Below are 10,903 nucleotides of genomic sequence, written 5' to 3'. Positions count from 1 at the left end.
AAGGCGGACGCCCGCGGTGCGCCGTCCGGTGGCCTTCGCCGGCGACCGCCGGCGCCTGCGCGTGGGCCTGGTCAACAACATGCCCGACGCCGCGCTCGCCGTCACCGAGAGGCAGTTCCGGTCCCTAGTGGAGGCCGCGGCGCCCGAACGCGACGTGGAGCTGCACCTGTTCCACCTCCCGGGCGTTTCCCGCGGCGCACAGGCCCGCGCCCGGCTGCGCACCCGCTACCGGCCCGTTGCTGACGTTGAGCAGGCCGGCCTCGACGCCCTGATCGTCACCGGCGCCGAGCCCCGCGCCGCCGACCTCCGCGACGAGCCGTTCTGGCCCGGCTTCCGGCGGCTGGTGGACTGGGCGGACACCGCCGCCCTGCCGGTCCTGTGGTCGTGCCTGGCCGCCCACGCCGCCGTGCTGCACCTTGACGGGATCGTCCGCACGCCCCTGGCGCAGAAATGCAGCGGCCTGTTCGCCTGCACGCCTGCCGCCAGGCCTGGCGCCGACCCGATGCTCGCAGGACTGGAGGGCGGCTGGGTCGCTCCGCATTCCCGCGGCAACGGCTTGGATGCGGCGGAGCTCACCGGATGCGGCTACAGCGTCCTGACCCACGCGGCCGAAGCGGGCGTAGACACCTTCGTCAGGCGGTCGGGCTATGGACTGTTCCTGTTCCTTCAGGGCCACCTGGAGTACGACGCCAACTCGCTGGCGCTGGAGTTCAAGCGTGACCTGAAGCGCTATGCCGACGGTCAGCGGCCGGACCTTCCCGTCCTGCCGCGGGACGTGTTCGGACCGGACACATCCTATCGGCTCGAGGCGCTGGTGGAAGCGGCGCGGCGCGACCGGCGGCCCGAGCTGATGGGTCGCTGGCCGCCTGCGTCTGGGATCGCGCTTGCGGCCAATACCTGGCGCGCGCCGGCCGCCAGGTTGGTGCGCAACTGGCTGGCATCCTCCCACGTGGGCGTGGAGGCGGGCCCAGCGTCCCTGCATGGTTCGAGACGCGAGCAAGCTCGCTCCTCAGCATGAGGATAAGCATGCCGCTTGGTACCCCTCCTCATCCTGAGGAGCCTCTGCAGGAGGCGTCTCGAAGGACGCAGCCACGTTTCCGACGCTGTCGCGCCTGGAACCTCGGCGCTCCTTCCGCTTAGTGGAGACGACCGGCAGGGATCGCCGGCATTCTCTCGAGGCTCCCATGACCAAGACCGCGCTCGTCACCGGCGCCAGCGCCGGCTTCGGAGAGGCGATCAGCCGTCGTCTGGTCGCGGACGGCTGGCGGGTGGTCGCCTGCGCCCGCCGCGCCGACAAGCTCGCCGCGTTGCATGAAGAGCTTGGGGAGGCGCTGCTCGTTCACGTCCTCGACGTTACCGACGCCCGCGCCGTCGCGGCCCTGGCGGACAGCCTGCCCGAGGGCTGGCGCGAGCTGGACCTGCTCGTGAACAACGCCGGCCTGGCCATGGGTATGGACCCCGCCCAGACCGCCGACCTGCAGGGGTGGGACACCATGGTGGCGGTGAACGTCACCGGCCTGATGCACGTCACCCGCGCCCTGCTTCCCGGCATGCTGGACCGCGGCCGCGGCCTGATCGTCAACCTGGGCAGCACCGCGGCCAACTACGCCTACCCGGGCGGCAACGTGTACGGTGCGTCCAAGGCTTTCGTGGAGCAGTTCACCCTGGGCCTGAAGGCCGACCTGATCGGCACGGGCGTGCGGGTCAGCTGCATCGAGCCCGGCATGGTCGGCGGCACCGAGTTCAGCGCCGTCCGCTTCGGCGGCGACCAGGCCCGGGCGGCAAAGGTCTATGAGGGCGTCGATCCGCTGACGCCTGAGGACATCGCCGAGACGGTGGCGTGGATCGCCGGCCTGCCCCCCCACATGAACGTCAACCTGATCGAGCTGATGCCCACCTGCCAGGCCCCCGCCGCGCCGGCTGTCAAGCGTAGCTGATGCTTGCCTAAGGCGCTGCGGCGGCTTAGCGAGGCGCGATGAGCTGGCTCAGGGATCGTCGCGTGCTGGCTGGCCTGGGGGCCGCCGTCGCCATCTTGCTGGCGGTCGCCGCGGCCCTGCTGCTCGGCCGCTCGCCCCGGTCCAGCGAGCCCGCGCCGCCCACCGAGAGCAGCAACATCACCGGCTCCGCCGCAGGCGGACTGAAGGTGGAGATGGGCAAGGCGCCCAGGCTGGAGTCCGACACGTCGGTCCGCTGCTTCGTCAACGGCCAGTTCGTCGGCATGCAGACCGCCGCCGACTGCGCGCAGAAAAACGGCGTGAAGCCCGGCGGCCTTGATGTCGGCCTGGACCAGAGCGGGGCGATCGCGGCGGGCGGAGGCGACACCCATCTGCAGCCGCTGGCCAATGCGGACTCGAGCGACGACGACAGCGGCCAGACGGCCGACGCGGCCGGCGACGATCCCACCGCGCCCGCGGCGCGCACCGGCTTCGCTTCCGGGCCGCCGGCGGAGTGCCGCCGCTACGCCGCGGGGAGCTGGCGCACGACGGGGCAGGGGGTAAGCCTGGATGCCTGCGTGCACACCCTGTTCGACGGGCGCTGCCCCATCCCGGGACAGGTGGTCTATGGCCGTTGGGGTGGCCTGACCCTGCGCGACTCGCCGGGCCGGATCGACGCCTCCTCGAACAACCGCGACTTCAGCGCGCTCGCGCCGCAGTATCCGGCCGACTGCTCGATCCCAACGCTCTGACCCGCGAGAGAGCCATGCGCCGCCTTGTCGCCGCCTGCCTGCGCCAAGTCACCGCCCTGATCTCGGCTGCGGCCGTGGCCGGATGCAGCCAGGGCGTGCAGCCGCCGACCGACGCCGGCGTCTGTTTCCACATGGTGGACGACGGCAAGGGCCAGACGGGCGGCCAGGTGAGCGGCAAATACCGCTTCTTCATGGTCAAGCGCGACGTGAGCGACCTCGAACACTGCGCCGCCGCCCTGGACACCATGCGGATCCATTTCCTCAGCCTGGGGGGATCGACGCACGACGTGACCGGCGTCTACCAGGGCCAGTACCTGTTCGTCGGTCCGCGCGGCGTATTCTCCGCCGACACGCTGGACGCCTCGCCCTTTCCCATGCTGACCCGCGCCCCGGACGGGCGGCTGGTGCCGCAGGGTTCCCTGCCGCCAAGCTGAAGCGCCCAGCCTTGACTCCTCACCCCGCCTGCTGCGAACGTAAGCGGAACATCAACGTCGTCTAGAACAGCGAGGACTGGCCATGGCCGGCAGCGTCAACAAGGTCATCCTGATCGGCAACCTGGGCAAGGACCCGGAGGTCCGGACCCTCAACTCCGGCGACAAGGTGGTGAACCTGCGCATCGCCACCTCCGAGACCTGGCGCGACCGCACCAGCGGCGAGAAGAAGGAGCGGACCGAGTGGCACCAGGTGGTCATCTTCAACGAGAACTTCGTGAAGGTGGCCGAGAGTTATTTGAAGAAAGGCTCCACCGTCTACATCGAGGGGGCGCTGCAGACCCGCAAGTACACAGACCAGGCCGGCGTCGAGAAGTACTCCACCGAGATCGTGCTACAGAAGTTCCGCGGCGAGATGACCATGCTGGGCGGCCGCGGCGGTGATGCGGGAGCAGGCTCCGGCGACGATGCGGGATACGGCGGCGGGCGCGGCGGCGGTGGCGGCGATTACGGCGGCGGCCGTGGGGGTGGGGGTGGCGGCTTCAACCAGGGACGGCCGGCGCAAGGCAGCGGACCCAAGGAGAACTTCGACCTCGACGACGAGATACCGTTCTAGATGTATGAGGCTGGACGCTGTCGAGATCGATCGGCCTTGAGCATTCTGGCTTCCCCAGCCTCGCTCGGCAAGTGGCGTGGTAAAACGTGAGGCCTTGAGGGCGGTCAGGAGCGGCGCCGTCGCCGCTCCTTCTACCGTCTCAGAGCTTGGTCGCCCCAGGTGATCAGGCCGCCTTGGGCTTCCGACCGCGGGGCGCCTTGGGGGCGGGTTCGGCGGTGGTGACCACCTCTTCCTCGGGTGCAGACGCTTCGTCCGTGGCGGCGCCGCCAGCGCGGGCGCGGCCGAGACCGAGCGACTTGGCCAGGCTGGAACGCTGGGCCGAATAGCTGGCCGCGACCATGGGATAGTCCTTCGGCAGGCCCCACTTGGTCCGGTAATCGTCCGGCGACATGCCACGGGTGCTGAGGTGACGCTTCAGCGACTTGTACTTGCGCCCGTCTTCCAGGCTGATCAGGTACTCGGGCGTGATCGACTTCTTCACCGGCACCGCAGGGGTCGGCGGCGGCTCGGGCTCAGCCGGCTTGCCTTCGGCGGCCTGGGTGAGAGCCTGGTGCACCTGATTGATCAGGCTGGCCAGCTCACCGGATTCGACGCTGTTGTTGCTCACATAGGCGGAGACGATGTCCGCGGTCAGGGCGACCGCCTCGGTATTCTCGTTCATGTACGGTTCTACACATTAGTGCTGATGATCTAGTGCATATGGATTATGTGTTGGATCAAGTCCAGCCGCTTAAGTGTAATTCGACGCCGAGTCATAGATGCAAGAGGCTAGGCTTGAGCCGTTGCAGTGACGCCCGGCCTGCGTCCACTAGGCTGCATCTGTGGCCACATCGATTGGAGTGGACGAGATCGGGATCGGCCAGGAGGCGCCGAGCGGCCCTCCCGTCCTGGAGACTAGGCTGGAGTCCTTGGCGCGATTAGTGTGCAGGTGATTCTACCCAGCCGATGTTCTTCAAAGGCACGCTTTCGATGGCCGATGGTTTCGCGTCCCTAGCCTTCCTGGGCGTAGAGCGATCGCTGACCGGACGACGCTGGCGCCAGAGATCGGCCGAGCCCGGTCTGGTGATCTCGCATCAGCGTCGTCACGGGCTGGACGAACCGCTCGCCCGCGCCCTGGCCGCGCGGGGCGTCGACGAGGCGTCGGCCGCCACCTATCTCGCTCCCACGCTGAAGGCACTGTTCCCCGACCCGTCGTGTTTCGCCGACATGGACAAGGCGGCCGAGATCCTGGTCGAAGCGATTGTCAAGCATCGCCCGTGCGTGGTGTTCGCCGACTACGATGTGGACGGCGCCACCAGCGCGGCGCTGCTGGTCCGCTACTTCCGCGCGCTCGGTCGTGACCTGCCGATCTACGTGCCCGACCGGCTGACGGAGGGCTATGGTCCAAGCCCCATAGCCTTCCGGCGGCTGAAGCGGGAGGGCGCCGAGCTGGTGGTGACCGTCGACTGCGGCGCCGCGGCCCGTGACGCGCTGGAGGCTGCAGCCGAGATCGGCCTCGAGGTCGTGGTCATCGACCATCATCTCATGCGTGGCGGGCCCCCGCCTCCGGCGGCGGCCCTGGTCAATCCCAACCGGCCGGACTGCGGCTCCGGCCAGGGCGTGCTCGCCGCGGCCGGCGTCACCTTCGTTTTGCTCGCCGCGCTCAATCGGGAGGCGCGCCGGCGCGGCCTGTTCGAGGCGCGCCCCGAGCCCGACCTGCGCCAGTGGCTTGATCTCGCGGCGCTCGGCGCGGTGTGCGACGTCACCTCGCTCACCGGCTTCAACCGCGCGCTGGCCGCGCAGGGGTTGAAGGTGATGTCGGCCTGGCGCAATCCCGGGCTGAAGGCCCTGCTGGAGGCGGCCGGCGCGGCCGAGGCGCCCGCCACCACCTTCCACGCCGGCTTCGTGCTGGGGCCGCGCATCAATGCGGGCGGCCGGATCGGCCGCTCCGATCTGGGCGCGCGGCTGCTGGCCACCGACGATCCGGTCGAGGCGGCCGAGCTGGCCGCCGAGCTCGACGCGCTGAACGTCACCCGCAAGGCCGTGGAGACGGAGACGTTTGAGGCTGCGGTCCGCGTCCTGGAGCATGGCTCGAACCTCGACCCAGCGGCGCCTGTACTGGTCGTGGCGGGGGAGGACTGGCATCCCGGCGTGGTGGGCATCGTGGCCAGCCGGCTGCGCGAGCGCTACCGCCGTCCCGCCGTCGTGATCGGGCTCGATCCGGCTGCGGACGTCGGCAAGGGGTCGGGGCGGTCCCAGCCCGGCATGAACCTGGGGCGCGCGATCCAGGCGGCCTTCGACGCCGGCCTGCTGCTCGCCGGCGGAGGACATGCCATGGCCGCAGGACTGACGGTGCGCCCGCACCTCATCCCCGATCTGCGCGCCTTCCTGGCCGAGCGGCTGGCGGCGGAGCACAAGGAGGCTGCGTCGGCCGACTCCCTGGAGATCGACGCCCTGGTCAGCGCCGGCGGGGCCGGGCGGGCGCTGTGGAGCGCCTTCCAGCAACTGCTGCCCTTCGGCCCCGGCAACCCGGAGCCCCTGTTCGCCGCAGCCGGCATGCGTGTGGAACGGGCCATGGCGCTGAAGGGCGGCCACGTGCGTTGCGTCCTCGTTGACGACAGCGGGGACAGACTGCGCGCGGTGGCGTGGCGTGCAGCGGAGACCAACCTTGGGCGGCGGCTCCTTGCCGCAGATGGCGCGCTGCACGTCGCAGGCCGGCTGCGGCCGGACGACTGGATGGGGCGCGAGGCGGTCGAACTGGAGATCGAGGACGCCGCAGATCCGCGCCAGGTCGGCTGATTCCTCCTTTTCAGGTGGTCAGGAAAAGCGAATGAAAACCGCTCCGGCCCGCTTGCATCGCCCGCTGCAGCCGAGCTATAGGGCTCCTCCTCGCCGTGGTCCCTTCGTCTATCGGTTAGGACACCAGATTTTCATTCTGGGAAGAGGGGTTCGACTCCCCTAGGGACTGCCAGGCCTCAAGTCTAACCTGCGTCTAACCATCGCGGGTCACGCCCTTTGTGACTTATGTTTCTTGCGCGTTATGTTGCGCGGGCGCCTGCGGGGACATAGCGCGGGCGGGGGGGACTACATGTCTGGGGTCGAGTTCGATGGCTTGGACCCGCACGAAGAGCCGGTGCGGATCAGCGGGCGCGTCAAGTGGTTCGACGCCGGCAAGGGGTACGGCTTCGTGATCCCCGACAATCCGGGCAAGACGGACCTCAAGGACGTGCTGCTGCACGTCACAAGCCTGCGCCTGAGCGGCCGGGAGCACGCCGCGGAAGGCGCCGTGATCGTCTGTGACGCCGTCCGCCGCAGCAAGGGCTGGCAGGTCGCCAGCATCCACGACATCGACGAGTCGGCGGCCACCCCCCTTCCGGAGCGCGGCGAGGCGCGAAGGCGGCTCGACGGCCATATGGCGGGTTCGGAACGAAGCGACGGCGGCATCCGCCGCGACGGCGTGGAGAGCCGTCGCCCGATCGAAGCCGCCGGCCTCCCGGAACGGGCTCGGGTCAAGTGGTTCAACCGGACCAAGGGCTACGGCTTCGTCGTGCGCGACGGCGGCCCGGGAGACATCTTCATCCATATCGAGACCCTGCGCAGGTGCGGCGTGGAGGATATCCAGCCCGGCGACGAGGTCATGGTCCGCTTCGCCCAGGGGCCGAAGGGCCTGGTCGTCGCGGAGATCGACTGCTCCAGCCTGGAGAGGTAAGGCCCGGCCCCAAGCTCGATTGCGATCTGGCCGCGCCCGTGGCAAACGAACGGGACGAACCGGTGTCGGGGCGTAGCGCAGCCTGGTAGCGCGGCTGTTTTGGGTGCAGCAGGTCGCTGGTTCGAATCCAGTCGCCCCGACCATCGGATCGACACTGGCGGCCCGGCGTTCCGACCGAGCGAGACAGGACCAACAATGCTGGCGCGTATCTTCAAGCCTTCCAAGTCGTCGATGTCATCCGGCCGTGCACGGACCCGCGACTGGGTGCTGGAGTTCGACTCCGTCTCCGGTCGCGGCCATGACCCGTTGATGGGCTGGATATCCTCCAGCGACATGGACGGTCAGGTCCGCCTGGCCTTCGAGACCGAGCAGGAGGCGGTGGCCTATTGCCAGGCCAACGGCATCGCCTTCCAGGTGGCGCAGGAGAAGCCGCGCCGGCACGTGATCAAGGCCTATGCCGACAACTTCGCCACCAATCGGCGTGAGCCCTGGACGCACTGAGCGTCCGCCTTCAGCGCCCTTAGCTCAACCGGATAGAGCACCCGCCTTCTAAGCGGACGGTTGCAGGTTCGAGTCCTGCAGGGCGCGCCACTTCCGCTTCTGTGTCTTTGACTAAACCGAGGGTCTGCATGCGGCGACGCGTTTGCGCCGTAGCCACTCCTCCCGGCCGACAATCCCTCCCGCGCCGAGGACCACCAGGGCCAGGGCGTACCAGGTGATCGCGTAGACCAGGTGGCTGTTGGGGAAGCTGATCACCGTCAGCCCGCCAACTGGCCAGCCGCCTGGATTGGGGCTGGAGTCGGCGTCGATGAAGTAGGGCGCCACGACGCCCAGGTGGTGGGCCGCGGCGATCGCCTCGACGTCGCGGGAATACCACCGGTCTCCGGCCGGATCGTTGCGCTGGATGAAGCTGCCCCGAGGTTCGGACACCCGAAGAAGCCCGGTCACGGTCGCAGACCCTGTGATCTGGCCGGCCAGGCGGGTCGCCGGAGCCGCGTGATCGAACGGGACGAAGCCGCGGTTCACCAGCACCATGAAGCCCGCCTGGGCTCGCAGGGGGGTCAACACCCAGTAGCCCCCCCCGAGTTCCGTCAGCGCATGCACGCGCGTTTCCTTGTCGTTCAGGAACACCCCTCGCATGCGAACGCGGCGATACATGTCGGCGGCGGCCGTGATCTTGGACCAGGCGTTGGTCCCGGGGGCGGCTTGGGGAGGCGCGTGGATGCGGCTCTGCACCTGGGCGATCAGGTTCAGCTTCCACGCCCGTCGGTACAGCTGCCAAGTCCCGAGCACTGTGAACCCCAGGCACAGGCAGAGCCCCAGGATCGCCACCCCCGTCAGGGAGGCTAGCGAATGGGCGCGGACGCCCGGGCCTGCGATTTCCCCGATGGCGGCGGCGCGACCGTCATCTCCGGAGTGTCGTCCCCGCCTGCCGCTTTGCACTGCTACATCGACCTGCTTGTGGAGGGCGGATCGATCAATTCACTTCGTCGCCACCCTTGTTCGGTGCGGACGCCTGCATCGCTGAGCGTCTCGCAAATATCCGGGACGAAGCTGCGTCGAGCTCATCTGCTGTCAGGTAGCCGTCGTGGTTGGTGTCGAGCCGGGCGAACTGCTTGGCAGGATCGCCGCCGCGGCCGGGACGAGCCGTTCGGAACGTCACCCATTCCTGTTGGCTGATGCGGCCATCGTGGTCGACATCGGCGCGCATGACGTTCTTCTGGAAGCGGGCCTGGAACTCGGCGAGACCCCCGGGCGCGACCTGGGCCGGAGCGACGGCCGGTGACGTCGCCAGCGGCGGCGCGGCCGGGGTGGCGGGCGTGACCGTGGCGGCGGGTCCGGACGCCGGGGCGACATCGGCCTGGTGCTTGCTGCACCCCATCGCCCCCGTCGCCAACACCACGGCGCAGATGGAAACCCTGGTCTTGCGCATCCTGTCTCTCCGATCCGATGACCAGAACGCGCCGGCTCACCTTTGGCAACATCGATGGAAGTTCGCCGCGCTGAGTTTGATCGTCCTGGACGACGATCCCACGCCGACGCTCGATCTACGCCGCTGCGCCGACCAACAAGGTCGCCAGCATGATCCCGGCTCTTGGCGTGGACAGCTGCGTCTGGTCGGATCGAAGCTCCACAGCGAGCGCAGCGCCCGAGGCGGCCAGAACCACCCCCACCCCAAGGCGGCGTGTCGGCCCGGCCAGCATCAGCAGCCCGCCCACCAGCTCGGAGACACCGATCGCCTGACGCTCCTCGTCCGACCAGTCCAGGTCCTGGACAAGGTCTTCATAGGCGGCGACCCGGAGCAGCTTGGCGAGGCCGGCTGCGGCCAGGGTCGAGCCGATGACGGCGGAAACGAACTTCATGGAGGCGTCCTTTCACGGGTCGCTTGGTGCGACCGCATGCGACCAGAACCGTCTTCGACCGCTATCATGTTCCCGAGCACGAAGATCAAGGTGGCGCCTTGCGCTTGTTGAACCTGGGCCGGCTTTACCGGCGGCTCACCGTGGACCAGTCCATGCGCATCCGTCACCGAGAGGGTCGTTTCGAGCTCCACGAGCGCGAGGGCGCAGGCTGGCGTTTCCGCGGACTGTACGGCGAGTACGCCGATGCCGAACGAAAGGCGGAAGCGCTGATCCGAGACCGCAAGGGAGGCCCTCGGCGGCCGCTGTGGTGAGTGAGACGCGATGGGGTCCCGCTCACCCCATGCCAGCGCCTACTCGACCCAGGCCTCATGGTCGCGATGCCAATCCTGGATCGATTGATCAGGGTAGAGGTCGAACAGCTGGTCGCCTTCGCCGATCTGCAGCGTGACCCACTCAGGCTTGAAGCGGAGCATGAGGTGCACCGAACTTCGAGGCGAGGGGAGTGGGATGTCCACAGCGGACGCGAACGGGTGGATCAGGTCCGGCCACTCTGGCGAGAACAGCCAGAGCGCCGCGCCGCAAGCGGAGCAGAAGCTTCGTTCCGCGGTCGACAGCTCGCAGGATCCGTCCTCCTGCCGGATCTCGGCACGGAACACGCCGATCGCCTTGCCCGTGTCGTGGACCTCCAGGGTCCGGGCGTCCGCACCCAGGTTGATCGCATAGCCGCCCCCACCTGCCGTCTTGCGGCAGATCGAGCAGTAGCAGCGCTGGTACGGCACGGGCGTGTGGCTGTTGCAGGCGAAGCTTACCGCGCCGCATCGGCACGAGCCTTCGAGCTTCAAAGGCATGGGGATTTCCGGACGCTTGCTGAAGATTGATTCGCAAAGTGGGCCTACCACGAGCCCGCGCGACATTCAGCCCGGCCTGGCGCTCTGGCCGGCGGCCGCCACCACAAGGAGGGCGAAGCCCAGGGTCGCTGCATCCTCCAAGAGGCCGGTGGGCGTCTGCCCGAACCGCCTCATCGCGAGCCTGCGTGCGCGGAAGGTGAGGTGGGCGGCGCCCGAGGCGGCCGCAGCCCCAAGGAGGCCGCCGGCGAGCGCGCGCCGGCGCGGTGCGAGC

At 69.0% G+C, this 10,903-nt stretch carries 14 protein-coding genes, 3 tRNA genes and 1 pseudogene; 12 read left to right on the top strand and 6 right to left on the bottom strand.

Annotated features, from left to right (window positions below; translation table 11 throughout):
* From HUV06_RS11300 to ssb, 5 genes are all read left to right on the top strand, one after another.
* Positions 1-1,018 (top strand): homoserine O-succinyltransferase (locus HUV06_RS11300; protein ID WP_217433795.1); only part of this gene is annotated, 1,018 nt, incomplete at its 5' end.
* A gap of 166 nt (positions 1,019-1,184) precedes the next feature.
* Complete coding sequence (locus HUV06_RS11295; RefSeq protein ID WP_174301368.1) at positions 1,185-1,937, top strand: SDR family NAD(P)-dependent oxidoreductase; 753 nt, start codon at positions 1,185-1,187, stop codon at positions 1,935-1,937.
* 62 nt (positions 1,938-1,999) lie between these two features.
* The gene (locus HUV06_RS11290; RefSeq protein ID WP_174301367.1) at positions 2,000-2,686 is read left to right on the top strand and encodes a hypothetical protein; all 687 of its coding nucleotides are present in this window, start codon (positions 2,000-2,002) and stop codon (positions 2,684-2,686) included.
* A 14-nt stretch (positions 2,687-2,700) separates the two neighbouring features.
* Positions 2,701-3,120: a hypothetical protein gene (locus HUV06_RS11285; RefSeq protein ID WP_174301366.1), complete on the top strand. Its 420-nt coding sequence runs from the start codon at positions 2,701-2,703 to the stop codon at positions 3,118-3,120.
* An 82-nt stretch (positions 3,121-3,202) separates the two neighbouring features.
* A complete protein-coding gene (gene ssb, locus HUV06_RS11280; protein WP_174301365.1) occupies positions 3,203-3,733 on the top strand; it encodes a single-stranded DNA-binding protein in 531 nt (176 codons plus the stop codon).
* Between the two features lie 163 nt (positions 3,734-3,896).
* On the opposite strand, the gene HUV06_RS11275 is transcribed toward ssb, so the two are convergent.
* On the bottom strand, positions 3,897-4,394 hold the full coding sequence (locus HUV06_RS11275; RefSeq protein WP_174301364.1) for a MucR family transcriptional regulator: 498 nt from the start codon (positions 4,392-4,394) through the stop codon (positions 3,897-3,899).
* A 308-nt stretch (positions 4,395-4,702) separates the two neighbouring features.
* Here HUV06_RS11275 and recJ point away from each other — a divergent pair, with 308 nt between their 5' ends.
* The 6 genes from recJ to HUV06_RS11245 all read left to right on the top strand — a co-directional run bounded on the left by recJ (position 4,703) and on the right by HUV06_RS11245 (position 8,012).
* A complete protein-coding gene (gene recJ, locus HUV06_RS11270; protein WP_174301363.1) occupies positions 4,703-6,511 on the top strand; it encodes a single-stranded-DNA-specific exonuclease RecJ in 1,809 nt (602 codons plus the stop codon).
* Positions 6,512-6,608: 97 nt separating this feature from the next.
* Positions 6,609-6,683: transfer RNA gene (locus HUV06_RS11265), tRNA-Glu, on the top strand.
* A gap of 117 nt (positions 6,684-6,800) precedes the next feature.
* Positions 6,801-7,421: a cold-shock protein gene (locus tag HUV06_RS11260; protein ID WP_174301362.1), complete on the top strand. Its 621-nt coding sequence runs from the start codon at positions 6,801-6,803 to the stop codon at positions 7,419-7,421.
* Between the two features lie 66 nt (positions 7,422-7,487).
* Positions 7,488-7,564, top strand: a tRNA-Pro gene (locus tag HUV06_RS11255).
* 52 nt (positions 7,565-7,616) lie between these two features.
* Entirely contained in the window at positions 7,617-7,922 is a 306-nt protein-coding gene (locus tag HUV06_RS11250) for an ETC complex I subunit (RefSeq protein WP_174301361.1), read from the top strand.
* A 13-nt stretch (positions 7,923-7,935) separates the two neighbouring features.
* Positions 7,936-8,012 (top strand) — tRNA-Arg (locus tag HUV06_RS11245).
* Positions 8,013-8,033: 21 nt separating this feature from the next.
* Here the strand turns inward: HUV06_RS11245 and HUV06_RS11240 are convergent.
* The 3 genes from HUV06_RS11240 to HUV06_RS11230 all read right to left on the bottom strand — a co-directional run bounded on the left by HUV06_RS11240 (position 8,034) and on the right by HUV06_RS11230 (position 9,784).
* Positions 8,034-8,753, bottom strand: coding sequence for an SURF1 family protein (locus tag HUV06_RS11240; RefSeq protein ID WP_254601066.1), 720 nt, complete (start codon positions 8,751-8,753; stop codon positions 8,034-8,036).
* A 145-nt stretch (positions 8,754-8,898) separates the two neighbouring features.
* A complete protein-coding gene (locus HUV06_RS11235; RefSeq protein WP_174301360.1) occupies positions 8,899-9,354 on the bottom strand; it encodes an EF-hand domain-containing protein in 456 nt (151 codons plus the stop codon).
* A gap of 115 nt (positions 9,355-9,469) precedes the next feature.
* The gene (locus tag HUV06_RS11230) at positions 9,470-9,784 is read right to left on the bottom strand and encodes a DoxX family protein (RefSeq protein ID WP_174301359.1); all 315 of its coding nucleotides are present in this window, start codon (positions 9,782-9,784) and stop codon (positions 9,470-9,472) included.
* A 98-nt stretch (positions 9,785-9,882) separates the two neighbouring features.
* Here HUV06_RS11230 and HUV06_RS11225 point away from each other — a divergent pair, with 98 nt between their 5' ends.
* On the top strand, positions 9,883-10,095 hold the full coding sequence (locus HUV06_RS11225; protein WP_174301358.1) for a hypothetical protein: 213 nt from the start codon (positions 9,883-9,885) through the stop codon (positions 10,093-10,095).
* Between the two features lie 39 nt (positions 10,096-10,134).
* On the opposite strand, the gene HUV06_RS11220 is transcribed toward HUV06_RS11225, so the two are convergent.
* Together HUV06_RS11220 and HUV06_RS11215 are read right to left on the bottom strand one after the other, a co-directional pair.
* Positions 10,135-10,632, bottom strand: coding sequence for a GFA family protein (locus HUV06_RS11220; protein WP_174301357.1), 498 nt, complete (start codon positions 10,630-10,632; stop codon positions 10,135-10,137).
* Between the two features lie 66 nt (positions 10,633-10,698).
* Positions 10,699-10,903 (bottom strand): annotated as a pseudogene (locus HUV06_RS11215) (hypothetical protein); the annotation flags it as partial.

Source organism: Caulobacter sp. S45, assembly GCF_903642205.1.
In the GTDB taxonomy this organism is placed as follows: domain Bacteria; phylum Pseudomonadota; class Alphaproteobacteria; order Caulobacterales; family Caulobacteraceae; genus CAHJWH01.
This window is presented reverse-complemented; position numbering and strand designations above follow the sequence as displayed.